Here is a 24787-nt window from a genome sequence, read left to right as displayed (position 1 = left end):
GGATATCCTACTGGAACCCGGCCGCATCGACCGAGCCCTTCGGACAGCCCGCCTTGGTCGTCGGCGCCGAGGCGAGCATGAGAGTGCTCAGCGAACTGTCGGGGCCGATCGGGCCGGTCAGGCCGAGCGTCAGCTCGCCGATCAGCCGCCTGCCGCTCGACGGATCGACCAGGCAGGAGACACGCACCCGCGCGCCCGACCCGGCGCCGAAGGCGCTGTCGAAGGCGCTGCGGATCTGGTCCGAAGTCAGCTGCTTGCCGACATTCCTGGTGAAGAGCTCGCGCACCGGCGACGCATTCACCGCCCGCATCAGGTTCAGCGCCTCGGCAAAATACTCCTGCTGGCTCTTGCCGTAGCAGGTGCCGTGCTTGATCCATTCATGCCGCTCGAGCTTGGAGGCGGTGCCAGGCATCACCTGGTCGAGTTCGGCGCGCGTATTGGCATCGAGATCGACCGGCGGCAGGTCGGCCCAATGGGCCGGATTATCATTGGCCTTGTCGCTCGTCGGCACCTGGCAATAGAAATTGCCGTTCGGCTGCGGCCAGAGCCCATGCAAGGTGAAATGCGACGCGTCGAAGCCGCCCGCCGTCTGCGCCTGGCATTCGGGCTTGCTTGCCTTGGTTTCGCAGAAGGCCGGCTGCCAACTCAGCGCAAAGACATATTCGGGCTTTCCCGAAGCCGCAGGCTTGCCCTGATCGGCGGGCGCGGCCGGCTGGGCGGCTGCGCTGCCGCCGGCGACATGACCGCAGCTGATCTTGACCCAGCGACGCTCAGGATCGGCGCCCGGCACGCGGATGAGGTAATGCGTCGGCGCATCCTTGTTGCCGGCCAGGAGGTCGTAGCTCTGTCCAGCCGTTGTCGCGATATTGCCGGGGTTCTTGCCGCTTTTGATTGCCTGCGTCGCCGGGCAAGCCGCATCGGCCACGAAGGAGCCGCCCATCTTCACATCGGCGCGCGCCATGCCGACACCGGCCAGCGCCACCAACACCGCACCCCAAATCGCCGATATCCGCATTCCAGCACTCCTAGCGTTTCATAGCGCAAGCTAGAAACGTGTGACATGTCAGAATTACGATTTCTTTCGTCCGCCGCAAAAAACAATCGCTCGGTCGATCAGACCCCGCCCTCCTCGACCCGCTTCGTCAACATACGCAGCAGATCAAGCGCTGTCTCGAGCGCGCGAGCCTCGATGCCCTCGCTGATGCGGTTGGCCCAGACATGCTGGCGCGTGCCGATATCCCGGATCGCGGCCCGGCCGGCATCGGTCATCGCCAGGAGCTTCGCGCGGCGGTGCGCCGGGTTGTCCGCATAGGCGGCAAGCCCTTCGGCGGCCAGAATGTCGGCAAGGCGCTGCACGCTCTGGCGGGCAAGCCCCATGTCGCGGGCAATGTCGGCCACCGATTTCGGCTCCTTCAGCACCGCGCCCAGAACCTGCCAGCGCGCCGCCGTCAACCCGGCAGGCTCGGCCAGCCGGTCGGCCGCGTCGAGAAACCCGCCATTCAGCCGGAACACGGCAAGCACCAGTTCGCTGAGCACATCTCCGGCTTCGGTCCTGCTTGTCATTTCTGGCCGGCCTCGATGGTGGAAACGAAAGTGTTGACGGCTTCAGCCACCGCCTCCGGCTTGTCAAGCATCACCCAATGGCCGGAACCGGCGACGGTTCTGTGGCCAATTCCGATGCGCAGCCGAAACAGGGCCGCCGCATTGTCATTGGCCTCCGTGGCCAGCACGAAGATCGGCCCATGATAGGCGTCGAGCGTCGGCTCGGGATTCCATTCCGCCAGCGCCTTGCCGACGCCTGCCCGAGCCGCCGGATCGACCACCGCCGCATCGGCGATGACCTGTTTGCGGACATCTTCATTGGAGCCGGCGATCGAGATGTAATAAGCGCTCAGGACATCGCCACCGTTTGGCCCCGCCAGATCGCGCACGAACCCGTCGCGAATCTCTTTGGGCAGGGCGCGCGGATCGGTCGCCGGATCGACCAGCAGGATGCCGGCAACACGGTCGGCATGGCCGGCGGCATAGGCGAGCGCGGCCCCACTGCCGCCGCTATGTGCAACGAGGACAAACCGCTTCAGGCCGAACGCATCGGCCACCGCACCAATATCGTCGGCACGGCCGTCATAGCCGTAGTCGGCATCAGCTGCAGGCGCCGATGCGCCATGGCCGCGAAAATCGAAGGCGACCGCCTCACGGCCACCTGCGGTGAGCTGCATCACCCGGTTCCACTGTGTGGCGCGGCTGCAGTCGCCATGCGCGAACAGGATCGGCAGGCCGTCGCCGGATTTGATGTCGTAGCCGGCAAGCTGGCCCTGCGGGCCGGCAATGGTTGAGGTCTTCATGGTCATCTCCCTGGTCTGGCTGGAAGCAATGCCGGGCAGGAGCATTGCGGATGAAAGGCTCGCCAGCAGAAACGCGCGGCGCGAAACGGTCGAAACGGTTTCATGCTCATGTTCCCGACGTAATTTGACAGCACGCTGTCATATAGCCAAATTGACAGCACACTGTCAATAGTGACGCCGGCTGATTTCGACATCCCCTTGACGTCGGTCACGCCGTCGCCCAACAGTCGCCAAGGGAGCGAGACATGGCATTTGACAAGCAGACGACGCTGGCCTCACCGACCGGGGCCACGCTCAATCTCTATGTTAAGCACGCGGGGGGCTCTCCACGCGCGGTAGTCCAGGTCAATCACGGCCTGGCCGAACACGCCGCGCGCTATGCCCGCTTCGCCGATTACCTCAGCACCCGCGGCTTTCATGTCTACGTCCACGACCATCGCGGCCATGGCGCGACCAAGGCGCCCGATGCCCCGCTCGGCAGATTCGCCGGCACAAGCGGCCCGGCCAAGGTGATCTCCGATGTCGACGCAGTCCACGATTTGATTGCGAAGGAGCAGCCCGGCCTGCCGGTCATCCTGTTCGGCCATTCGATGGGTGCGTCGGTGGCGCTCAACTACCTGCTGGCGCACTCGCCGCGCGTCCACGCCGCGGCGATCTGGAACGGCAATTTCTCACAAGGCCTGCTTGGTCAGCTTGCACTCGCCATCCTCGCTTATGAGCGCTTCAGGCTCGGCTCCGATGTTCCCTCACGCGTCTTGCCCAAACTGACCTTCCAGGCCTGGGGCAAGGCGGTGCCCAACCACAAGACGCCGTTCGACTGGCTGTCGCGCGACGAGGCTGAAGTGGCCAAGTACATTGCCGACCCGCTGTGCGGCTGGGATGCCTCGATCTCGATGTGGCGCGATGTCGTGGAGATGGCGCAGAAAGGCGGCAAGGATGCGGGCTTTGCCGGCATCAGGCGCGACCTGCCCGTCAGCATCGTCGGCGGCGAGAAGGATCCGGCCTCCGACTATGGCAAAGGCATCGATCATCTCACCAAGCGGATGCGCGCGATGGGCTTTTCGAATCTGGTTTCAAAGGTTTACGCCGACACCCGCCACGAAAGCCTGAACGAGGTGAACCGCGACACCGTTATGGACGATTTCGCTGCCTGGGCCGATAGCGTGCTCAAAGAGTGACATCGCTGGCCTACCGCAAGGCCCGTGACAGCGGCATCCCGGGTTGATAGAGGCTGCGGTTCCGACCCGTTTTTGGTGATTTATGGCTGAACCTCCGCTGAAAGGCGTCCGCGTCGTCGAACTCGCCCGCATCCTGGCCGGCCCCTGGGCAGGACAATTGCTGGCCGATCTCGGCGCCGATGTCATCAAGGTCGAGAGCCCCGACGGCGGCGACGATACCCGCAAATGGGGTCCGCCCTTCGTCATGAGCCATGATGGCGAGAACCTGTCGGCCGCCTATTACCATTCCTGCAATCGCGGCAAGCGTTCCATCGCCGTCGATTTCTCGACATCGGAAGGGGCCGAGACGGTGCGCCGGCTGGTTGCCACGGCCGACATTCTGATCGAGAATTTCAAGCTCGGCGGCCTGAAGAAATACGGGCTCGATTACGAGAGCCTGAAGGCGATCAATCCAAAGCTCGTCTACTGCTCGATCACCGGCTTCGGCCAGGACGGGCCTTACGCCCCACGCGCCGGCTATGATTTCATCATCCAGGCCATGGCCGGCATGATGTCGATCACCGGCGAGGTCGGGCGCGAGCCGCAAAAGGCCGGCGTCGCTATTTCCGACATCTTCACCGGCCTTTACTCTGTGATCGCCATCCAGGCAGCGCTTCGCCATGCCGAAAAGACCGGCGAAGGCCAGCATATCGACATGGCGCTGTTCGACACGCAGATTTCCGCACTCGGCAACCAGAACCTCAACTATCTCGTCTCCGGCAAGGCGCCGGTGCAGATGGGCAATGCGCATATGAACATTGCGCCCTATGAGGTTGTCCCGGTCAGGGACGGCCACATCATCCTGGCGGTCGGCAATGACGGCCAGTTCGCCAAATTCTGCGCTGCCGTCGGTCTCGACCATCTCTCAGCGAATCCCGATTTCGCCACCAATCCGGCCCGCGTCGCCAACCGGGTGAACTTGCGCGAGCACTTGATCGAGACGCTGAAGAATTGGGATCGCGACCCGTTGCTGGCCAGGCTCGAAGCGTCAAGCGTGCCGGCGAGCCCGATCAACGACATCGGCCAGATGTTTGCCGACCCGCAGACGATCGCACGCGGCATGCGCCTCGACCTCGACGATGGCCATGGCAATCGTCTGCCCTCGGTGCGCGCGCCGATGGTGATGTCGGGCACGCCGCTCGTCTATGAGCGTCCCTCGCCTCGCCTTGGCGAACATACCGAAGAAATTCTTGCCGAACTGGAGAAGTCTGGACGATGAAGACCGGTGGACAACTGATTGTCGACGCACTCGAGGCGAACGGCACCGACCGCATCTTCTGCGTGCCTGGCGAATCCTATCTCGCTGTGCTGGACGCCCTGCATGACTCGCCCATCCGCACCATTGTCTGCCGCCAGGAAGGCGGCGCCGCCATGATGGCCGACTGCCAGGGGCGGCTGACCGGCCGGCCCGGCATCTGCTTCGTCACCCGCGGCCCCGGCGCCACCAATGCGTCGGCCGGCATTCACATTGCCATGCAGGATTCGATACCCGTCATCCTGTTCATCGGCCAGGTCGCCAGCCACGCCAAGGAGCGGGAGGCTTTCCAGGAGGTCGACTACAAGCGCTTCTTCGGCGACATCGCCAAATGGGTGGTGGAGATCGACGATGCCGCGCGCATCCCCGAACTCGTCACCCGCGCCTTTGCTGTCGCGACATCGGGCCGCCCCGGCCCCGTCGTCGTCTCGCTGCCCGAGGACATGCTGACCAGTCTTGTCGACGCGCCCGCGGCCTTGCCGCACACGCCGGTCGAAACCCGGCCCGGCGAAGCCGAACTCGATGCTTTGGAAAAGCTTCTGGCCAAGGCCAAGCGTCCCTTCGTCATCCTCGGCGGCACACGCTGGGACGAGGAAGCGGTGGCACGTATGCGCACCATTGCCGAGGCCTGGTCGCTGCCGGTCGGCTGCTCCTTCCGCCGCCAGATGCTGTTCGACCATCTGCACCCGAACTATGCCGGCGATGTCGGCATCGGCATCAACCCGAAGCTGGCCACCGCCATCAAGCAGGCCGACCTGGTGCTGCTGATCGGCGGCCGCATGGGCGAGATGCCGTCCTCCGACTATACGTTGCTGAAGAGCCCTTACCCCGACCAGACGCTGGTCCATGTCCATGCCGATGCCGGCGAACTCGGCCGCGTCTACCGGCCGACCCTGGCGATCAACGCTTCGCCTTCGGCCTTCGTCGAGGCTTTTGCCAAGCGCAAGCCAACCTCCACGCCAGCCTGGGCGGGTGAGACAGCGAAAGCACACGCTGCCTACCTCGACTGGTCGACGCCTCCTGAGACCGGCCCCGGCCCGGTCCAGATGGGGCCGATCATGAACTATCTGGAAAAGATTTTGCCCGATGACGCCATTTTCACCAACGGCGCCGGCAATTACGCCACCTGGGTGCACCGCTTCCACCGCTTCCGCCGCTTCGCCACCCAAGGCGCGCCGACCTCCGGTTCGATGGGTTACGGCACCCCGGCTGCGGTCGCCGCCAAGGCGCTCCATCCCGACCGCACCGTGATCGCCTTTGCCGGCGACGGCTGCTTCCTGATGAACGGACAGGAATTCGCTACCGCCGTGCAATACGACCTGCCGATCATCGTTATCGTCGTGAACAACGGCATCTACGGCACCATCCGCATGCACCAGGAGCGCGACTATCCCGGCCGTGTCGTCGCCACCGATCTGAAGAACCCTGACTTTGCCGCTCTTGCCCGCGCCTATGGCGGCCACGGCGAGACGGTCGAGAACACGGCAGATTTTGCCCCTGCCTTCGAGCGTGCCCGCGCCAGCGGCAAGCCGGCGATCGTCGAAATCAGGCTCGATCCCGAGGCGATCACGCCGACGCGGACGATGACGCAGATCCGCGACAAGAGCTGAGACGTTAGCAGCGAAAGCCGAGTTCCGTCACACCCCCCTCTGTCCTGCCGGACATCTCCCCCTCAAGGGGGGAGATTGGATGTCATGTCGCCCTTCGCCAATCTGCAGCGTTGCAGACAGGGCGCTATGGTCAGAGCTGCTGATCTCCCCCCTTGAGGGCATAGGCGCTAAGATAGCTTTGGCATGGACTGAAACTTGCGCTTTCGTGGTGGCTCACGCCAGCGATATCGCAAGGCACGGAGATTGTGGCGCAGGGTTGCCAAGGGAGGTTGAGCGAAGATCGCTGCGATCAGAGAGGCGACGATCTGGCGGGTGGCGCGCCACAGCAGCGGGCGCCCGTCGCTCAAGGGGGAGAGACACCCAACTCCCGCGAGAGGGGTTCGGTCACGAGCGCGATGAGGAAGTGTGCAAAGATCCAAGGCTTTGCGATCCTTGGGTCTTTGGCGGGAGGAGAGCGCAGCCCGATCAGGCTCTTCAGGCGCTTGAAGGCGAGCTCGATGCGCCAGCGCATGCGGTAGAGCTTGAGGACCGTATCGGCGGGAAACTCCTCCCGGTCAAGCGAGGTCACAAGCAGGACGAAGCCGGCCGCAATCAGCGTCTGCGGTTGAACCTTGTTGCCCTTGGCCCTGGCTTCCTTGTTGATTTTGCGCCGCGCTTCTTGTGCCGCGGCCTCGGATTTGCGCAAGGCGATCAGGCGCATCTTCACAGGCTCGCCCTTCTTGAGTGCCAGCCGGGCAGGCGTTTCGCAGACTTCCTCCCGGCAGCTCTCCAGGTAGCCGATGAGATCGAACGCCCTGCCGTTGGCGTCGAGCCATCGCGCGTTTTTCCACGACGCGCGCACAACAACATCGCCGCCTTGCGCCATCACCTTGGCGATCCGCTCGGCCTGCAGATAGGCGCGGTCACCGATGCGGATCTCGCCCGGCACCACCGGCACGCGGTCGATCAGCTCGGCCTCGCTCTGGTCGGTGATCTCGATGAAGTCGAACTGCTCGCGCTCAAGCTCGAAGGCGCAGTGCATGCGCCAAAGACCATTGTTCTTCTTCTCATACGCACCGGCCTTGGCAACCGCTGTCGCATCGAGGATGCGAACCAGTCGGCCTTTGGCCAAACCTGCATCCTCGCGCTTCAAAAGGTGCCCAATCAACTGCTGCAGCCATGGTCCTGCATTGCGCAGCCGGCCAAGCAACGCCACGTCCGAAATGTCGGCAATCCCGCTCGCCGCCGCCCAGGCCACGACGCCCCGCATGCCAACCTTGCCAAGGCAGTAAGCCAGTGTCAGGCGCAACAGGTCGCTCGCCGACCTGACGCCCCGCGGGCGCAGGAACGCCTTCGTCTCGCGGGCACTTCCTGCGATCAACTCTTCGCCGCCCAGAAGCTCAATCGTCTCGGCCCAGCCGTCATCAACAAGCGATTCGTGTGTCATCGCAGCGTAGAATCACACCCGATTCCGCAAGGCAATACCTATCTTAGCGCCTATGCCCTTGAGGGGGAGATGTCCGGCAGGACAGAGGGGGGTGCTGTCCCGCCGACGCTGCCAAGACGATCGCCCCTTTCCTGATATCTACAAGCGAGCTATCAGACCGCTGCCAGCGCCTGCGTCAGGTCGGCGATAAGATCGTCCGGATGCTCGACGCCGATCGACAGCCTGACCGTGGTCTCCAGCACGCCAATGCGCTGGCGCACGTCGAAGGGAATGCCGGAGTGCGTCATCGCCGCCGGGTGGCTGGCGAGTGACTCCGTGCCGCCGAGGCTCACCGCCAGCTTGAATATTTGCAGCCCGTTGAGAAATGCGAAGGCCGCCTTCTCTCCGCCTTTGATATCGAAAGAAAATGTCGACCCGGCGCCGCTGCATTGCGCCTTGTAGGCCCGTCCCGCTGCCGTATCCTCGCCCAGGAACGGCAGGTAATGCACCTTCTCGACCTTGGCGTGATCGCGCAGGAATTCGGCCACGAGCCGCGCATTGTCGTTGGCGCGCTCCATGCGGATGGAGAGCGTCTCCAGCGAGCGGCCGAGCATCCAGCAGGAATGCGGGTCGAGTTGCGTGCCGATGGCGCCGCGCAGCGCCTTGATCGGCTTGGTCACCGCCTTGCTGCCCATCGCCGCACCGGCGATCAGGTCGGAATGGCCGCCGACATATTTGGTCAGCGAATAGACGGAGACATCGGCGCCATGTTCGATCGGCCGCTGGAACACCGGGCCGAGCAGCGTGTTGTCGCAGACGATGATCGGCGTTGATCCTTGGCTTGCGCCGATCTCGTCGGCAATCTTCCGGATCAGCGCGATATCGACCAGGCTGTTGGTCGGATTTGACGGCGTCTCGATGAGGATGACCGACACACGCCCCTTTGCCACCGCAGCATCCGCAGCCGAGCGCACCGCCTTCTCGTCGACGCCGTCGGCAAAGCCGACAGCGCCGATGCCGAAGCCGGACAGCGTGCGCGTCAAAAGCGTCTCGGTGCCGCCGTAAAGCGGCTGCGAATGCAAGATGACATCGCCCGGTCGGGCATAGGCGAGCAGTGTGGTGGCGATCGCCGACATGCCCGACGAGAACAGGATGCAGGCATCCGTTCCCTCATAGACCGCCAGCCGGTCCTCGACGATCTCCGAGTTGGGATGATTGAAGCGCGAATAGACCAGGCCGGACGCCGTGCCGCTCGGCGGCTCCTTGCGGCCGGATGTGTAGTCGAAGAAGTCGCGCCCCTCCTCCGCCGATTTGAACACGAAGGTCGAGGTCAGGAACACCGGCGGCTTGACGGCGCCTTCCGACAGTTGCGGATCGAAGCCATAGCTCAGCATCAGCGTTTCCGGATGGAGCTTGTGATTGCCGATGTGGGTTTTCGACGGGCGCGGCGCGGTCATGGCTTTTCCTGCATCTGGAGGAGTCTCGTGCCGCAATTTATGCGATCCCGGTCCGCCAGTCCTTGCTATTTTCGGCGTCGCATGGCTGCATCCCGGCAACAAATTGCCGAGCGAGAGCAGAAGTGCAGCAGAAGATAGCCGACGATTTCGACCGCAAGATCCTGCGCGAGCTGCAGGCCGACGCCCGCATCACCAACAATGAGCTTGCCGAGCGCATCGGCCTGTCGCCGTCGCCATGTTTGAGGAGGGTACGCCGGCTGGAGGAGGCCGGCATTATCCGGGGCTATACCACGCTGGTTGATCCCTCCGCCTTCGGCTGGAACATGGTCGCCATCGCCACCGTTCGGCTCAGCCGCCAGAACGAGGACGAGATCGTCATGTTCGAGGACGCCATCCGCGGTTGGGAGGAGGTGCTGGAATGCCACCTCGTCACCGGGTCGCGCGACTATGTGCTGAAGGTGGTGACCGGCAGCCTCGAACAGTACGAGCGCTTCATCAAGGAAAAGATCGCGCGGCTGAAATGCGTCGCTTCGATCGAGACCAGCTTCGTCATGAACACCATAAAGGAACGGCGCCTCTGACATTTGGGTCAAAGGCGCCGCTCTCGAGGTCGAAATTGCCTGGCCAGGCTTATTTGATCGCCTTGTCGGTGATGGCTGTGGTGTAGGCGCCGGTCGGCGCCTTGGTGATGATCTTCTGGTCGAGCAGCGCCTTGGCGGTGCGCTCGTAGGTCGCCGGGTCGAGCTTGCCGTCGGCATTGTCGATCAGCTTGGCGACTTCGCTCATCATCCGCTTCTGATGGTTTTCGTCCTGGCCACCACCGTCCATGACAATGCCCGCGGCCTCGTCATTGTTGTCGATGGCATATTTCCAGCCCTTCATCGAGGCGCGCACGAAACGCACCATCTTGTCTTCGAAAGCCGGATCCTTGAGCTTGTCTTCCGAGGCATAGAGCCCGTCCTCGAGCAGGTCGTTGCCCATCGCCGAGTAGTTGAACACGGTGAGCTGGTCCGGCTTGTAGCCGGCATCGATCAGCTGCCAGTACTCATTGTAGGTCATGACCGAAATGCAATCCGCCTGCTTCTGGATCAGCGGCTGCACGTCGAAGCTCTGCTTCAAAACCGTGACGCCGTCCGGGCCGCCTTCGGTCTTCAGGCCGAGCTTGTTCATCCAGGCGTAGAAAGGATATTCGTTGCCGAAGAACCAGACGCCGAGCGTGTGACCCTTGAAATCGGCTTCGGTCTTGATCGGGCCATCCTTCGGGCAGACCAGCTCCATACCGGCCTTCTTGAACGGCTGGGCGATGTTGACCAGCGGCACGCCCTTTTCGCGCGCGGCGAGCGCCCCGCCCATCCAGTCGACGATGACGTCGGCGCCACCGCCGGCGATCACCTGCTCGGGTGCGATATCGGGACCGCCCGGCTTGATGTCGACGTCGAGGCCTTCTGCTTCATAAAAACCCTTGGCCTTGGCGACATAGTAGCCGGCAAACTGCGCCTGCGTGACCCATTTCAGCTGCAAGGTCACCTTGTCGGCGGCCATTGCCTGGAACGCGGCCAGCGACATCGCGCCGGCCAGCATCGGAATGATCAGTCTTTTCATGTTTTTACCCTCTGAAGTTAACACCCGAACCCACCGCCCTATCCACCACGGACAGAGGGATGCCAAAACGTGACGGCTCTCTCGACGAGAGCGACCACGCCATAAAAGACCGAACCCGCCAGTGCTGCAACTGCGATTTCGGCCCAGACCATATCGATGTTCATCCGCCCGACCTCGGTCGAGATGCGAAAGCCCATGCCGACCACAGGCGTGCCGAAGAACTCGGCGACGATGGCGCCGATCAGCGCCAGCGTCGAGTTGATCTTCAGCGCGTTGAAGATGAAGGGCGCTGCCGCCGGCAGCCGGAGCTTCAAGAGTGTTGGCCAGTAGCCCGACGCATAGGTGCGCATCAGGTCGCGCTCCATATGGCCGGAGGCGGCAAGACCGGCAACCGTGTTCACCAGCATTGGGAAGAAGGTCATGATGATGACGACCGCGGCCTTGGACGGCCAGTCGAAGCCGAACCACATCACCATGATTGGCGCCACACCGATGATCGGCAGCGCCGAGACCATATTGCCGATCGGCAGCAGACCGCGGCGCAGGAACGGCACGCGGTCGGCCGCAATCGCCACCAGGAAGCCGGCGCCGCTGCCGATGACATAACCGAAGATCACCGCCTTGAAGATGGTCTGCCTGATATCGGCGCCGAGCACCGGCAGGGAACTGGCGATGCGCACACCGATGGCGCTCGGCGGCGGCAAAAGGATGAAGGGAATGCCGGCGCCACGCGTCATCGCTTCCCATATGATCAGGATCCAGGCGCCGAAGATCGCCGGGATGATGAGGCGCAGCGCCATCCGCGCCCCTTTTGCCATCGGGCGAAGCCCCGACAGCACCGCCACACAGCGCCATGCCAGCAGCCAGGCAGCGGCGAGCAGCAGGAAATACGGCGCCAATGCCGTGCCTTCGAAACCTGTAATGCCCGAGATCAGCATCCAGGCGACGAGATGAGCGCCGATGAACAGCACCGCAGCCTCGGCCAGCGGCGAAATTCTGATCATCGAGATCAGCCCTGCCAGCACGGCCAGGCCGATCATCGGGATCTTTATCCCGAAATAGGGGTAGTCGAAGCTTGCCGTCGGGTCTGCAAGGGCGGCCGCTTCCGGCTTCGACATCGCACCGAGCGCGACGGCGACGAGGCACAGCGCAACGGCCAGCACGGCTTGCCAGGAGGGCTTCAGCCAGTTCATGCCGGCCTCCCGCCCATGGCGCGGTCAACGAGGCGCCCGGCTATGCCGACCACCATGACCAGAAGGGCCGCCACCACCGAGCCCGCCACAAGGGCGGACCAGATGTCGATGGACTGGCTGTAATAGGCACCTGCCAAAAGCTTGGCGCCGATGCCGGCGACAGCACCGGTCGGCAGTTCGCCGACAATGGCGCCGACCAGGCTCGCCGCCACCGCCACCTTCATCGAGGTGAACAGGAACGGCACCGAGGCCGGCACCCGCAGCTTCCAGAAGGTCTGCGAGACACTGGCATTGTAGGTGTGCATCAGGTCGAGATGCATGAGTTCGGGCGAGCGCAGGCCCTTCACCATGCCCACCGTCACCGGGAAGAACGACAGGTAGGTCGAGATCATCGCCTTTGGGATCAGACCGCTGATGCCGATCGCCCCGAGCACGACGATGATCATCGGCGCCACGGCCAGAATGGGAATCGTCTGGGAGGCGATGATCCACGGCATCAGGCTGCGGTCGAGCGTCGCCACATGCACGATGCCGACCGCGATGACGATGCCGAGCGCCGTGCCGAAGGCAAAGCCGAGCAACGTCGACGACAGGGTCACCCAGGCATTGTAGACGAGGCTGCGGCTCGATGTGATAGGCCGCAGGAAGGTGTTCTCGAAGAAGTTCACCGCCACCTGATGCGGCGCCGGCAGCGTCGGCTTGGGCTGCGACAGCGTCTTGCCGATGAATTCGACTGTGCCGTGGGTTTCCCCGGCGCGCCGGTCGAGGTCGCGCTGGAAGGGCGCGTTTAGGATGACGGCGAAGACATACCAGAGCACCACCACGCCCAGGAGGATGGAGGTCACGGGGATGAGTTTTTCGCGGAAGGTGTCCATCTAGCGCGCCTCGCCAGCGGGGCGCCCTCCTCTCCCCAACGGGGAGAGGGTGGCCGGAGCGAAGCGGAGGTCGGGTGAGGGGGTAGAAATCTTTCCGTCGAGACAAGCCAAGATCGTATCCAGGACCGCTCGGCGCTCAGCCAAAACTTCGTGATTCCAGAAGCGCAGAACCGAATAACCTTGTCCGTTCAGCCAGGCTGTCCTGGCGGGATCGGTCAGTGAATCCGCGTGTTGGCTGCCATCAAGTTCGACAATCAGCCCCTGCTCGCGGCAGACGAAGTCCGCGATGAAAGGTCCGAGCGGCACTTGCCGCACAAATTTGTAGCCGTTGAGATGACGTCCTCTCAATTCCCCCCAAAGCCGGTATTCAGCTTCGGTCTCGTCAAACCGCAGCTTTCGGGCGCGAGCGGTTGCCCCGACATTTCTCTTGGTCGGATCCGTCGGCGCCGCCCCCTCACCCGACCTCCGCTTCGCTCCGGCCACCCTCACCCCGTTGGGGAGAGGAGCCAGCCGGTCGTTCGCCCCCTCAATCATCATAGCTGTGCCCTGCCCGCAACCCATCGCGTACCCTGGCCGCGATCGCCAAAAACTCCGGTGTCTCGCGGATGTCCAGTGGCCGCTCCTTTGGCAGCGTCGATTCGATGATGTCGGTAACCCGACCTGGGCGCGGCGACATGACGACGATGCGCGTTGACAGATACACCGCCTCGGGGATGGAATGGGTGACGAAGCAGATCGTCTTGTTGGTGCGCGCCCACAATTCCAGAAGCTGTTCATTGAGATGGTCGCGCACGATCTCGTCCAGCGCGCCGAAGGGCTCGTCCATCAGCAACAGGTCGGCGTCGAAGGCGAGCGCGCGGGCGATCGAAGCGCGCTGCTGCATGCCGCCGGAAAGCTGCCAGGGGTATTTCTTCTCGAAGCCGGAGAGGTTGACGAGCTCCATCGTGCGCTTGATGCGCTCGGCCTGCTCCGCTCTCGAAAGGCCGATGATCTCCAGCGGCAGCGCCACGTTACGCTCGATCGTGCGCCACGGGAAAAGGGCTGCCGCCTGGAAGACGTAGCCATAAGCGCGTTTCTCGCGCGCCTGTTCCGGCGTCATTCCGTTGACCGAGATCGTGCCCGATGTCGGTTTTTCCAGATCGGCGATGACGCGCAGCAAGGTGGTCTTGCCGCAGCCCGATGGGCCGATGAAGGAGACGAACTCGCCCTTGCCGATGGTCAGGTCGACATTGGAGAGCGCCTCTACCGGACCGTCATTGGTCTGAAAGGTAAGGCCAAGTCTGCTTGCCGAGACGACGGCTGGCGATTGTCCCGTCATCGCTTGCTGCCTGCCTCTCGCAGCCGCCCAGGATGAAATGCCGTTGCATTCGCGTTGATGTTGCTTTCCACTCGTCCAATCCCACCCAATCGACGCCCGGAGCCTTGCCGATGTCGCCCAAACCCACTTGTCACCTTATCCGTCCTGAAAGCACTTATGAAGGCAAGCAGGGATTGACCTATTTTGCCGGCATTGCAGCCGAGACGGTCGGCTCGTCCGGCATCTGCATGCATCTGCTCACCCTGCCGCCTGGCGCCCGCGCCAAGGCGCATCTGCATGAAAGCCATGAGACGGCGATCTATGTGCTCTCGGGCGAGGTCCACACATGGTATGGCGACAGGCTCGAGAACCACATCGTCGTCAAGGCCGGCGACCTCTTCTACATCCCGGCCGGCGTACCGCATCTGCCGGCCAATATGAGCAACGCCCCGTCCTCGGCCGTCATCGCCCGCACCGATCCCAATGAACAGGAAAGCGTCGTCCTGTTGCCGGAGCTGGATGCGCTGGTGGCCTGACGCTGACGGGACTGCCGTCATTTGCACCGCGCCACTTCGCCCATGACATTGCCGTCCTCGTCGGCGACCGTCAGCTTCTTGGCGTTCTTGGCGCTGCGCTTGATGGTGAATTTGGTCGGCTCCTGCCCGTCTTCACCTTCCGCCTCGCACGTCGCCGTCACCACCAGCGAACCATCAGCCTGCGCTTGCTTCTCCGTGAAGGTGCAGGCGCTGGCGGCGGTGATCAACGCCTCGTCGGTCAAAAGCAGCATCCGATCGGCGGCGACCTCCTGGCCGTTGCGGTTGATGCAGCCATATTTGTCGCCATAGGGTTTCGACAGGTCGATCCCTGCCGCATGGGCCTGACCCGCAGCCAGCCCGGCAAGAACCGCTACGAATAGAACCAACCCACGCACACTCATTCCCCCGAAACCAACATCACGAACACGGCAGCAGCGGCCCCATTTCTTCGAGGCCGGGGATGGTCACGAAGAAACCACCCTCGCCCTTGTTGGTGACCACAACGGTTTCAGCCGTCGTCCCCGCCTCGCCCTCTGCGGAACAGGTCGCATCAAGCGATTGCGTGCCCGGCGCCCACGTCAATTGCTGCGCGAACCGGCAGCCGCTGCCATAGGTCTCGATGCCCTCGGCGGTCAGCACGATATAATCGTCGCGGCCCTGAAAGCCGGCCTTTGCAAAGACACAACCGGCATCGTTGCCCCAGAAGCCCACCAGCCTCTCGGCCCCTGTTGCCGGACCAGCGACCACCATCGCCACGACCAGTGAAATGAGCGCCCCCGGGCTCCGCAACGTCAAACGCCTGTCGCCGGAATGCCGGTGCGTTCGACCTTGCGCGGCGCGGTGATGTCCTTCCAGGTCGATAGAGCCCGGTTGACCGCCGCGTTCGGCTCGCGGGCGACGAATTCGCCATGGCCGGGCTTGGCCTTGACCTCCGCTTCCTCGACCGACAATTCGCCGCGCGAAAAGACGAAGCGCGGCAGGCCGGTCACCTCAAAACCTTCGAAGACGTTGTAGTCGATCACCGATTGCTGCTTCTTCGAGGTGATGGTCTTCTTGGCGCTGGGGTCCCACACCACGATGTCGGCGTCCGCGCCTTCGACGATGGCGCCTTTCCTAGGATACATGTTGAGGATCTTGGCGATGTTGGTCGAAGTCACCGCGACGAACTCGTTCATCGTCAGCCGCCCGGTGTTGACGCCCGTCGTCCACAGCACGGGCAAGCGGTCTTCAAGCCCGCCGGTGCCGTTCGGGATCTTGGTGAAATCGCCGACGCCGTTGCGCTTCTGCTTGGTGGTGAAGGCGCAGTGGTCGGTCGCCACCACCTGCAGCGATCCCGCCTGCAGGCCGGCCCACAGCGAATCCTGGTGCAGCTTGTTGCGGAAGGGCGGACTCATGACGCGGCGCGCCGCATGGTCCCAATCCTTGTCGAAATACTCGCTTTCATCCAGCGTCAGATGCTGGATCAGCGGCTCGCCGAAAACCCGAATGCCCTTCTGGCGGGCGCGGCGGATGGCTTCGTGGCTCTGCTCGCAGGACACATGCACGACATAGAGCGGCACGCCGGCCATGTCGGCGATCATGATGGCGCGGTTGGTCGCCTCGCCCTCCACTTCCGGCGGCCGCGAATAGGCGTGTCCCTCGGGGCCATTATTGCCGGCGGCGAGCAGCTTTTGCGACAGCGCCGCAACCACGTCGCCATTCTCGGCATGAACGAGCGGCAGCGCGCCGAGATCGGCGCAGCGCTGGAACGACGCGTACATCTCGTCGTCGTCCACCATCAGCGCGCCCTTGTAGGCCATGAAATGCTTGAACGAGGTAATGCCTCTGTCGACGACGGTGGCCATCTCGTCGAACACCTGCTTGCCCCACCAGGTGATCGCCATGTGGAAGGAGTAGTCGCAGGCAGCCTTCGAGGTCTTGTTGTCCCACATCTGCAACGCTTCCAGCAGCGATTGCTGCGGCGCCGGCAGGCAGAAATCGACCACCATCGTGGTGCCACCGGAAAGGGCCGCACGCGTCCCGGACTCGAAATCGTCGGCCGAATAGGTGCCCATGAACGGCATTTCGAGATGGGTGTGCGGATCGATGCCGCCCGGCATGACGTAACAGCCGCTGGCGTCGAACTCATGGTCGCCATGCAGGTTCGAGCCAATGGCGACGATCTTGCCGTGCTGCATCAGCACATCGGCCTTCCAGGTGCGGTCGGCGGTGACGATGGTGCCGTTTCGGATGACTTTGGTCATTGTCGTGTTCCCTTGTTCTCTTCGCGCTTCTTGTGAGCGTCGTTTTGAATACAGATCTTAGTTCACGCCACGATCCCCGCTGTCTCTACCACCGCATGGAACAGCACGTCGGCGCCGGCGCCGGCCCATTCCTTGGTGATTTCCTCGGCCTCGTTGTGTGACAACCCGTCAACGCAGGGGCACATCACCATGGCGGTCGGCGCGACGCGGTTGATCCAGCAGGCGTCGTGGCCGGCGCCGGAGACGATGTTGCGGTGGGAATAGCCGAGCCGATCGGCGGCGTCGCGGATCGCCTTGACGCAGCCGGCATCGAAGGTGACCGGATCGAAAGCGCCGACCTGCTCGACCTTGTACTGGATGTCGAGCGCCTCACAGATCGTGTCGATGCCTTCGCGTATGCGCCCATCCATCGCGTCCAGCACTTCCTTCTCGGGCGAGCGGATGTCGATGGTGAAGACGGTGCGCCCGGCGATGATGTTGCGCGAGTTCGGAAACACTTCCATGTGGCCGACCGCGCCGACGGCGTCGGGCTGGTAGTCCATGGCGATCTCGTGCACCAGTTCGATGACCCGAGCCATGCCGAGCCCGGCATTACGGCGCTTGGGCATCGGGGTCGAGCCGGTATGCGCCTCCTTGCCGGTCAGCGTTACCTGCAGCCATTTCAGGCCCTGGCCGTGGGTGACGACGCCAATGTCGATGCCTTCGTCCTCGAGGATCGGCCCCTGCTCAATATGCAGTTCGAAGAAGGCGTGGATCTTGCGATCACCGACTTTCTCGGTGCCTTTCCAGCCGATGCGCTCCAGTTCCTCGCCAAATTTCCTGCCCTGTTTATCAGTGTGCTGATACACGTCCGCCTGATCGAGCACACCGGCGAACACGCCGGACGCCATCATAGCCGGGGCAAAGCGCGAGCCTTCCTCATTGGTCCAGTTGGTAACGACGATCGGATGCCTGGTCTGGATGCCGAGATCGTCAAGCGAGCGAATAATCTCCAGCCCGCCGAGCACGCCGAGCACGCCGTCATATTTGCCGCCGGTCGGCTGCGTGTCGAGGTGGCTGCCGACATAAACCGGCGGCAGGCTGGGATCAGCGCCTTCCCGGCGGGCAAACATGGTGCCCATTTCGTCGAGCCCCATTTCGAGCCCGGCCGCCTCGCACCAGCGCTTGAACAGATGCCGTCCCTCGCCGTCCTCGTCGGTCACGGTCTGGCGATTGTTGCCGCCGGCAATACCGGGGCCGATCTTCGCCATCTCCATGATGGAATCCCACAAACGGTCTGAATTGATTCGCAGATTCTCGCCTGGGGCGGCCATTCAAAGTCCTCTCATTTCATATAACCAACCGGGCGGCGGTTCCCGCCGCCGCCCGACTGGCTGGATAGATTAGTCGATCGCCCTCAGCACTTCTCTGACATGGTCGATCAATTCGTTGATCTGGCCCTTGGTGATGATCAGTGGCGGCGACAGCGCGATGATGTCGCCGGTGGTGCGGATCAGCGCGCCGCGCTCGAACGCCTTGACGAAGGCCGAGAAGGCCCGCTTGGTCGGGCTGCCGGCGATCGGCGCCAGTTCGATCGCGCCGATCAGGCCGATATTCCGGATGTCGATGACATGCGGCTCGCCCTTCAGCGAATGCAGCGCATCTTCCCAGTACGGCGCCAGTTCCTCGCCACGGGCGAGCAGGCCCTCTTCCTTGTAGGTGTCGAGCGTGCCGAGTGCGGCGGCACAGGCGATCGGATTGCCCGAATAGGTGTAGCCGTGGAAGAACTCGATCATGTGCTCGGGGCCGGTCATGAAGGCGTCGTGGATTTCCTTCTTCACGAACACCGCGCCCATCGGGATGACGCCGTTGGAGACGCCCTTGGCGGTGGTCATGATGTCGGGCGTGACGCCGAAATAATCCGCTGCGAACGGCGCGCCGAGACGGCCGAAACCGGTGATGACCTCGTCGAAGATCAGCAAAATGCCGTGCTTGGTGCAGATCTCGCGCAGTTTCTGCAGATAGCCCTTCGGCGGCAGGATGACGCCGGTGGAGCCGGCGACCGGTTCGACGATGACGGCGGCGATGGTCGAGGCGTCATGCAGGGCAACGATGCGCTCCAGCTCGTTGGCGAGTTCCGCGCCATATTCCGGCACGCCCTTGGAGAAGGTGTTCTTTTCCGGCAGATGCGTGTGCGGCATGTGGTCGACGCCGCCGAGCAGCGTGCCGAACATCTTGCGGTTGGTGACGATGCCGCCGACCGAGATGCCGCCGAAATTGACGCCGTGATAGCCGCGTTCGCGGCCGATCAGGCGGGTGCGCGCGCCCTCGCCCTTCACACGGTGATAGGCGATCGCCATCTTCAGCGCGGTTTCCACCGATTCCGAACCGGAATTGGTGAAGAAGACATGGTCCATGCCCTTGGGCGCGAGATCGACCAGGCGGTTGGCCAGCTCGAACACGATGGGGTGGCCCATCTGGAAGGCCGGCGCATAGTCGAGTTCGGCCGCCTGGTGCTGGATCGCCTCGGTGATCTTGGGACGGCAATGGCCGGCATTGACGCACCAGAGGCCGGCGGTGCCATCGAGCACCTTGCGGCCGTCGCTGGTGGTGTAGTGCATGTCCTTGGCGGACACGAACATGCGCGGCGCCTGTTTGAACTGCCGGTTTGCCGTGAACGGCATCCAGAATGCGCTGAGATCGTTCGGCGTGACTTTCAGCCGGTTGGACATGACCAAGACTTCCCCTTGTAACCTGTTTCGGTGCGGCTAACGCTTGGTCTTTCCAAAGCTTGGTCTTTGCTGCGTTTTCATGCTACGCAAATTTTTGACCGATTGGACAAACGTTAGCACCGCCCTGTCGGCGGTCAAGGGATTACTAGCGGAAATGCGGCCTGCGAAGTGCGCTCCACGGGTAAGAGAAAAACTGGTCCAGAGAATTGGTCCAGATGACCCGCTCGGCCAAGGCTTGCAGGGGTGAGCGGCGCCATGGAAGGCTCAGCCCCTCGCCGCACCCGCATCCAGCAGGAAAAGCGCGAACTGATCCTGGAAGCAGCGCTCGAAGTCTTCTCCACCAACGGCTTTCGCGGCTCGACCATCGACCAGATCGCCGAGGCCGCGGGGATGTCGAAGCCGAACCTGCTCTATTATTTCCGCCGCAAGGAAGACATCCACGAAACGCTGATGGAGCGGCTGCTGGCGACGTGGCTGGCGCCGCTACGTGAACTCGACGACATCGGCGACCCCCTGACCGAGCTCAGGAGCTACATCCGGCGCAAGCTCGAAATGGCGCGTGATTTTCCCAGGGAAAGCCGGCTGTTCGCCAACGAGATCCTGCAAGGCGCGCCGCGCATCATGCCGCTGCTGGCGGGTGAGCTGAAAACGCTGGTCGACGAGAAGGCCAACGTCATCAAGGGCTGGATGCGCGCAGGAAAAATCGCCCGCACCGATCCCTGGCACCTGATCTTTTCGATCTGGGCGACGACGCAGCACTATGCCGATTTCGATGTCCAGGTCCGCGCGGTGCTTGGGCCCGATCGCGGCGGCGACGGCCGCTTCGAGGATGCGGCGCGGTTTCTGGAGCAGTTGTTCATTGATGGGCTGAAGCCGAAGGGCTGACCTTGGGCGTCAGGCGCTGCGGCGCTCCGCCGGCATCGCCTCAAGCAAATTCTGCAGCTTCTCGATCGAATTCTGTTCGGCCAGCGGCGTGTAGACGATCAGCTTCATGTCCGAGCCGTCGTCGATCGACAGGCTCATATGCTCGAACGTCATGGCGCCGGCGCTCGGATGTCGGACATGTTTCACCCCCGACAATCGGCGTGCCACGTCGCGTTGCGGCCACCAGTCGCGAAACTCCGGACTTGAGCGCGTCATAAGCACGATCAGCCGCTCGAAATCCGCATCGCCCACATAGTGGGCGCTTTCCGCCCGGAACGAGGCCAGCACGGTGCGCGCCAATTGCTCCCAGTCAACCAGCAGGCGCCGGTGATGCGGATTGGTGAACACCATGTGGACGATGTTGCGGGCGTCGCCCTCTAGCAGGCCATAATCACCGAACACCGCTACCGCCGCCGGATTCCAGGCCAGCACATCCCAGCGCCGCCCGACGACATAGGCCGGCTGCAGCACCAGGCTCTCCAGCATATGCATCAGCGGGCCATCGACCTTTTCCGGCGCAGCCACGCGGTTCTCCGGTTGCTGGCGGCCTGCCAGGATGAACAGATGCCGCCTTTCGACGGCGTCGAGGCGCAGCGCTTCGCTGAGCGCCGCTAGCACCTCCACCGAGGGTCTGACCTCGCGCCCCTGCTCTAGCCATGTGTACCAGGTGGTGCCGACGCCGGCGATCATCGCCACTTCCTCGCGACGCAAGCCGGGCGTGCGTCTCCGCAGACCGGTCGCGATGCCGGTGGCGGACGGCGTCAATCTTTCGCGGCGCGAGCGCAGGAAGGCGCCAAGCTCGCGCCGGCGGCTGTCTTCAGCGGAGTGCGTGGGAGCATCCATGAGAGCTATTATAGCAGTATTGATACCAGGATAAAGTTTGAACTGTTTGGGCTGCGTCAGGCGCCCCATCTTCCATCCAGAGAGATGGAGGCTCTGAATATGGATCTGAAAGACAAGACAATCCTCATCACCGGTTCGACCGATGGCGTCGGCCGTGTCGTCGCGCAACAGCTTGGCGCCGGCGGCGCGCGCGTGCTGGTGCATGGCCGTGACGCGGCTCGCGGCAAGGCAACCGTCGCAGATATCGAATCCGCCGGCGGCAAAGCCGAGTTCCTCGCCGCGGACCTCGCCTGGCTAGCCGAGGTCCGCCGCCTCGCCGAGGCCGTACGCGCAAAAACCGACCGGCTCGACATCCTCATCAACAATGCCGGCATCGGCACGGCCGGCGCCAAGCGACAGCTCAGCGCCGACGGCTTCGAACTGCGCTTTGCGGTCAACTATCTCGCCGGTTTCCTGCTGACCTCGGAACTGCTGCCGCTGCTCAAGGCGAGTTCGCCGGCGCGCATCATCAACGTCGCCTCGACCGGCCAGCAGGCGATCGATTTCGGCGATGTCATGCTGACACGTTCCTATGACGGCGTGCGCGCCTATTGCCAGAGCAAGCTGGCGCAGATCCTATTCACCATCGACCTCGCCGGAGAGTTGAAAGGCAGCGGCGTCACCGTCAACGCTCTGCATCCGGCGAGCTACATGAACACCACCATGGTCCGCCAGGCCGGCGTGACGCCATGGAGCTCGGTCGAGACCGGCGCCGACGCCATTCTCAACCTCGCGACATCGCCCGCGCTGGAGGGCCGCAGCGGCCTCTATTTCGACGGCCGAAGGGAGGCCCGCGCCGACGCACAAACCTATGACGCCAAGGCCAGACAGCAATTGCGAACCCTGAGCCTCGACCTCGTCGGCCAGGCTTCCCCAAAATCGAAGGAACAGCATTCATGACCGGCAAGATCGAACACACGGTCGTCATCGGCGGCTCATCCGGCATCGGCCTGGCAACGGCGCGAAAACTGCTAGGCCCAGGCATGAAGGTGACCATCACCGGACGAAACCAGGACAAGCTCACCAGCGCTTGGAAGAGCCTCGGCGGCGCCGCCGAAAAAGCTGCCTTCAATGCTTCGAAGCCGGGCGAAGTTCGCCAGTTCTTTGGGGAACTCGGACCGTTCGATCACCTCGTGCTGGCTGCCAGCGGCGGCAAGGGACTTGGGCCGTTCGAAACCCTCGACCTCTCAGACATCGCCGGCGGCGTCGACGAGAAAGTCAGGCCGCAGCTGTCCTGTTTGCAGGCAGCCTTGCCGACGCTCAACAGATCGGGATCGGTCACTTTCATCTCGGCGGTGTCGGCACAATTGTCGGCGCCCGGCGTGGCTGGCATTGCCGCCGTCAACGGCATGCTGCTGACGGTGGTGCCGATCCTGGCGGTCGAACTGAAGCCTCTGCGCGTCAACGTCGTGGCGCCCGGCGTCATCGACACGCCATGGTGGGATTTTCTGGCCGAAGACCAGCGGCAGGCGGTGTTCAGCGAATATGCCGGCAAAACCCCGGTGGGCAGGATCGGCCGCGCCGAAGACGTCGCCGGCGCAATCGCCTTTCTAGTCTCCAACGGCTTCATGACCGGCCAGGTGCTGACCTGCGACGGCGGCCTGCGCTACGCGGCGTGACCTTACAGCGACTGCGCGATCAGCGTGAGAAGGCCTCCGGCCAGTGCGACGTTGCCTACGAAACCGTTGATGCGCGACGCCCGGTCCGGGCCCTGATGGTCCCAGAAATTGTGGAACATCGGCGTGGCGACGATGAGAAACAGCAGCAGCACGGCGCAGGCGGTCGCAGTCCACAGGCCGGCCATCAACAGCGCGCCGGCAATGGTCTGCAGGACGATGCCGGCCCACAACGCCAATCTCGCCTGCGGCACGCCGCGCGCGGTCATCAGCCCGGTCAGGAAGGTCTCGTTCTGAACATTGCGCAGGCCGGCGCAAACGAAGGCGCCGCCGAGCAACAGGCGGCCGAGAAACAAAAAGGTCGAAGGCAAATCGACAGGCATGAAATCTTCCCCGTACTTAAGCATGAAACAGGTGGAGCGCCGCCCTTTCCACGGCGCTCCATGACTAACCGGACGGTCAGGCTGCTTTGGCAGCCGGCATCGGGTGAATGGCGTGGAACGGGATGCAGAGCCGGTTCCAGGTGTTGATCATGCCGATCGCGACCGACAGCTTGACCAGTTCCTCTTCCGAGAAGTGCTCGAGCGTGCGGGCATAGAGTTCGTCCGAAACGCCATTGTTGGCGATCAGGGTCGTTGCCTCGGTCCAAGCAAGCGCCGCGCGTTCGCGCTCGGAAAACAGCGGCGATTCCTTCCAGGCCGAAACCAGATAGAGCCGTGTCTCGGTTTCGCCATCGCGCCTCGCCTCGCGGCTATGCATCTCGACGCAGTAGGAGCAGCCATTGATCTGCGAGGCGCGGAGCTTGATCAAATGCAGCAGGCTCACTTCAAGCCCGCATTCGTCGACCGCCTTGTTGAGCGCTGACACCGCCTTCATGATCTCAGGCGCCTTGGCGAAGAATTGCAGTCTCTGTTTCATCGTCTTTCCTTTCACATCTGTTTGCGGGGGATTAAATCTGTTTGGTCGAAGCGGGTTTCTGCGGCCGCTGATGGCGCGCCACAAAGGCACAGCTGGCGGCAAACGATCGCGGATCGCCTTCGGCCTTGTAGTCAGCCACGATGTCGGACAACCGGGTTTCCGCGAGAGCGGCACGATAGGCGCGCTCGGCTTTCAGCATCGCGGCATTGATGCCGCACGGCTTCACATAGGCCGAAGCATCGATCTTGACCGGGCCGCGCTGGCGGATCTCGCCGCAGCGGAAGGCCGGCTCACGGCCTTCGATCGCCAGCACGATATCGAGCAGCGTGATGCGCTCGGCCGGACGCGCCAGCCGGTAGCCGCCCGCCGGTCCCGGCACCGATTCCAGGATCCGCGTAGCCGTCAGCTGGTTCAGATGTTTCAGCAGATAGCTCGGCGACAGGCCGAAGGACTCTGCCAAAGCAGCACCCGGCATCGTGCTGTTGCCCTCCACGCTGGCCAGGGTGGCCGCGCAATGGATGGCCGCTTCTACACCTTCGCCCAGCTTCATGATGTTGCGCTCCTATTCATGGATATCTTTTATCGCGGATAAAACTTATCTGCAATAGGAAAATGCGGAAATTCACATATAGCGATGGCTTCACAGAACTTGGGCATCCCGCTCTGCGGCCTGCACACATTTCTGGGCGGCTGGTCTGTGG

General features: G+C 63.3%; 27 protein-coding genes. 8 read left to right on the top strand and 19 right to left on the bottom strand.

The features are described from left to right. Positions 1-7: 7 nt before the first annotated feature. From ACYG9Y_RS06735 to ACYG9Y_RS06725, 3 genes are all read right to left on the bottom strand, one after another. Entirely contained in the window at positions 8-1015 is a 1008-nt protein-coding gene (locus ACYG9Y_RS06735) for a ribonuclease T2 family protein (protein WP_023739881.1), read from the bottom strand. A 98-nt stretch (positions 1016-1113) separates the two neighbouring features. Further along, positions 1114-1563: a MarR family winged helix-turn-helix transcriptional regulator gene (locus ACYG9Y_RS06730; protein WP_023739882.1), complete on the bottom strand. Its 450-nt coding sequence runs from the start codon at positions 1561-1563 to the stop codon at positions 1114-1116. Further along, positions 1560-2345, bottom strand: a complete 786-nt coding sequence (locus ACYG9Y_RS06725) for an alpha/beta fold hydrolase (RefSeq protein WP_198018659.1) — start codon at positions 2343-2345, stop codon at positions 1560-1562. Before ACYG9Y_RS06725 ends, ACYG9Y_RS06730 begins: the two co-directional genes overlap by 4 nt. Positions 2346-2590: 245 nt before the next feature. Here ACYG9Y_RS06725 and ACYG9Y_RS06720 point away from each other — a divergent pair, with 245 nt between their 5' ends. From ACYG9Y_RS06720 to ACYG9Y_RS06710, 3 genes are all read left to right on the top strand, one after another. Continuing rightward, positions 2591-3523: an alpha/beta fold hydrolase gene (locus tag ACYG9Y_RS06720; RefSeq protein ID WP_023739884.1), complete on the top strand. Its 933-nt coding sequence runs from the start codon at positions 2591-2593 to the stop codon at positions 3521-3523. 82 nt (positions 3524-3605) lie between these two features. Next, a complete protein-coding gene (locus tag ACYG9Y_RS06715; RefSeq protein ID WP_023739885.1) occupies positions 3606-4781 on the top strand; it encodes a CaiB/BaiF CoA transferase family protein in 1176 nt (391 codons plus the stop codon). Further along, positions 4778-6427 (top strand): thiamine pyrophosphate-binding protein, encoded by a 1650-nt coding sequence (locus ACYG9Y_RS06710; protein ID WP_023739886.1) that lies wholly within the window; start codon positions 4778-4780, stop codon positions 6425-6427. The genes ACYG9Y_RS06715 and ACYG9Y_RS06710 overlap by 4 nt, the downstream gene beginning before the upstream one ends. Before the next feature lie 343 nt (positions 6428-6770). Here the strand turns inward: ACYG9Y_RS06710 and ACYG9Y_RS06705 are convergent, their stop codons facing one another. Together ACYG9Y_RS06705 and ACYG9Y_RS06700 are read right to left on the bottom strand one after the other, a co-directional pair. Beyond that, the gene (locus ACYG9Y_RS06705; RefSeq protein WP_198018660.1) at positions 6771-7559 is read right to left on the bottom strand and encodes a transposase; all 789 of its coding nucleotides are present in this window, start codon (positions 7557-7559) and stop codon (positions 6771-6773) included. A 446-nt stretch (positions 7560-8005) separates the two neighbouring features. Next, positions 8006-9289, bottom strand: a complete 1284-nt coding sequence (locus tag ACYG9Y_RS06700; RefSeq protein ID WP_023739888.1) for a cystathionine gamma-synthase family protein — start codon at positions 9287-9289, stop codon at positions 8006-8008. 122 nt (positions 9290-9411) lie between these two features. Between ACYG9Y_RS06700 and ACYG9Y_RS06695 the strand changes: the two genes are divergently transcribed. Further along, positions 9412-9870 carry an Lrp/AsnC family transcriptional regulator gene (locus ACYG9Y_RS06695; RefSeq protein WP_023690839.1) on the top strand — a complete coding sequence of 153 codons (459 nt, stop codon included), beginning with the start codon at positions 9412-9414 and terminating at the stop codon, positions 9868-9870. 49 nt (positions 9871-9919) lie between these two features. On the opposite strand, the gene ACYG9Y_RS06690 is transcribed toward ACYG9Y_RS06695, so the two are convergent. Genes ACYG9Y_RS06690 through ACYG9Y_RS06670 form a run of 5 tightly spaced genes read right to left on the bottom strand, consistent with a single transcriptional unit; the run spans position 9920 to position 14277 of the window. Further along, a complete protein-coding gene (locus tag ACYG9Y_RS06690; RefSeq protein ID WP_023682178.1) occupies positions 9920-10891 on the bottom strand; it encodes an ABC transporter substrate-binding protein in 972 nt (323 codons plus the stop codon). 38 nt (positions 10892-10929) lie between these two features. Beyond that, entirely contained in the window at positions 10930-12084 is a 1155-nt protein-coding gene (locus tag ACYG9Y_RS06685) for an ABC transporter permease (protein WP_023739889.1), read from the bottom strand. Then, a complete protein-coding gene (locus tag ACYG9Y_RS06680) occupies positions 12081-12959 on the bottom strand; it encodes an ABC transporter permease (RefSeq protein WP_023697049.1) in 879 nt (292 codons plus the stop codon). Before ACYG9Y_RS06680 ends, ACYG9Y_RS06685 begins: the two co-directional genes overlap by 4 nt. After that, complete coding sequence (locus tag ACYG9Y_RS06675; RefSeq protein WP_023749128.1) at positions 12960-13496, bottom strand: endonuclease domain-containing protein; 537 nt, start codon at positions 13494-13496, stop codon at positions 12960-12962. It lies immediately after the preceding gene. Then, positions 13486-14277 carry an ABC transporter ATP-binding protein gene (locus ACYG9Y_RS06670; protein ID WP_023687997.1) on the bottom strand — a complete coding sequence of 264 codons (792 nt, stop codon included), beginning with the start codon at positions 14275-14277 and terminating at the stop codon, positions 13486-13488. Before ACYG9Y_RS06670 ends, ACYG9Y_RS06675 begins: the two co-directional genes overlap by 11 nt. Positions 14278-14387: 110 nt before the next feature. On the opposite strand from ACYG9Y_RS06670, the gene ACYG9Y_RS06665 reads away from it, so the two are divergent. Beyond that, positions 14388-14792: a cupin domain-containing protein gene (locus ACYG9Y_RS06665; RefSeq protein WP_031196380.1), complete on the top strand. Its 405-nt coding sequence runs from the start codon at positions 14388-14390 to the stop codon at positions 14790-14792. A 17-nt stretch (positions 14793-14809) separates the two neighbouring features. Here ACYG9Y_RS06665 and ACYG9Y_RS06660 read toward each other — a convergent pair whose 3' ends face one another. The 5 genes from ACYG9Y_RS06660 to aptA form a co-directional block, all read right to left on the bottom strand. Then, positions 14810-15187, bottom strand: coding sequence for a hypothetical protein (locus ACYG9Y_RS06660; RefSeq protein ID WP_023705581.1), 378 nt, complete (start codon positions 15185-15187; stop codon positions 14810-14812). 22 nt (positions 15188-15209) lie between these two features. Next, on the bottom strand, positions 15210-15503 hold the full coding sequence (locus ACYG9Y_RS06655; RefSeq protein WP_245260981.1) for a hypothetical protein: 294 nt from the start codon (positions 15501-15503) through the stop codon (positions 15210-15212). Between the two features lie 80 nt (positions 15504-15583). Next, the gene (gene hydA / locus ACYG9Y_RS06650; protein ID WP_023699634.1) at positions 15584-17035 is read right to left on the bottom strand and encodes a dihydropyrimidinase; all 1452 of its coding nucleotides are present in this window, start codon (positions 17033-17035) and stop codon (positions 15584-15586) included. 62 nt (positions 17036-17097) lie between these two features. After that, the gene (locus ACYG9Y_RS06645; RefSeq protein WP_352608479.1) at positions 17098-18348 is read right to left on the bottom strand and encodes a Zn-dependent hydrolase; all 1251 of its coding nucleotides are present in this window, start codon (positions 18346-18348) and stop codon (positions 17098-17100) included. 69 nt (positions 18349-18417) lie between these two features. Further along, complete coding sequence (gene aptA, locus ACYG9Y_RS06640) at positions 18418-19746, bottom strand: omega-aminotransferase AptA (protein WP_023739892.1); 1329 nt, start codon at positions 19744-19746, stop codon at positions 18418-18420. A 255-nt stretch (positions 19747-20001) separates the two neighbouring features. Here aptA and ACYG9Y_RS06635 point away from each other — a divergent pair, with 255 nt between their 5' ends. Further along, positions 20002-20631 carry a TetR family transcriptional regulator C-terminal domain-containing protein gene (locus tag ACYG9Y_RS06635; protein ID WP_023687993.1) on the top strand — a complete coding sequence of 210 codons (630 nt, stop codon included), beginning with the start codon at positions 20002-20004 and terminating at the stop codon, positions 20629-20631. Between the two features lie 9 nt (positions 20632-20640). On the opposite strand, the gene ACYG9Y_RS06630 is transcribed toward ACYG9Y_RS06635, so the two are convergent. Beyond that, on the bottom strand, positions 20641-21513 hold the full coding sequence (locus tag ACYG9Y_RS06630) for a helix-turn-helix transcriptional regulator (RefSeq protein WP_023739893.1): 873 nt from the start codon (positions 21511-21513) through the stop codon (positions 20641-20643). Between the two features lie 99 nt (positions 21514-21612). Here ACYG9Y_RS06630 and ACYG9Y_RS06625 point away from each other — a divergent pair, with 99 nt between their 5' ends. Together ACYG9Y_RS06625 and ACYG9Y_RS06620 are read left to right on the top strand one after the other, a co-directional pair. After that, positions 21613-22452: an SDR family NAD(P)-dependent oxidoreductase gene (locus ACYG9Y_RS06625; RefSeq protein WP_023739894.1), complete on the top strand. Its 840-nt coding sequence runs from the start codon at positions 21613-21615 to the stop codon at positions 22450-22452. After that, a complete protein-coding gene (locus ACYG9Y_RS06620; RefSeq protein WP_023739895.1) occupies positions 22449-23171 on the top strand; it encodes an SDR family oxidoreductase in 723 nt (240 codons plus the stop codon). The genes ACYG9Y_RS06625 and ACYG9Y_RS06620 overlap by 4 nt, the downstream gene beginning before the upstream one ends. A 2-nt stretch (positions 23172-23173) precedes the next feature. Here ACYG9Y_RS06620 and ACYG9Y_RS06615 read toward each other — a convergent pair whose 3' ends face one another. From ACYG9Y_RS06615 to ACYG9Y_RS06605, 3 genes are all read right to left on the bottom strand, one after another. Next, on the bottom strand, positions 23174-23551 hold the full coding sequence (locus ACYG9Y_RS06615; protein WP_023668207.1) for a DoxX family protein: 378 nt from the start codon (positions 23549-23551) through the stop codon (positions 23174-23176). Positions 23552-23627: 76 nt separating this feature from the next. Continuing rightward, positions 23628-24086: a carboxymuconolactone decarboxylase family protein gene (locus tag ACYG9Y_RS06610; RefSeq protein WP_023668206.1), complete on the bottom strand. Its 459-nt coding sequence runs from the start codon at positions 24084-24086 to the stop codon at positions 23628-23630. Between the two features lie 31 nt (positions 24087-24117). Then, entirely contained in the window at positions 24118-24636 is a 519-nt protein-coding gene (locus ACYG9Y_RS06605) for an RrF2 family transcriptional regulator (RefSeq protein ID WP_023739896.1), read from the bottom strand. Positions 24637-24787 lie beyond the last annotated feature (151 nt).

The organism is Mesorhizobium sp. W050 (assembly GCF_054719535.1).
The sequence above is the reverse complement of the archived record's forward strand: the minus strand, read 5'-3'. Positions and strand labels throughout refer to the sequence as shown.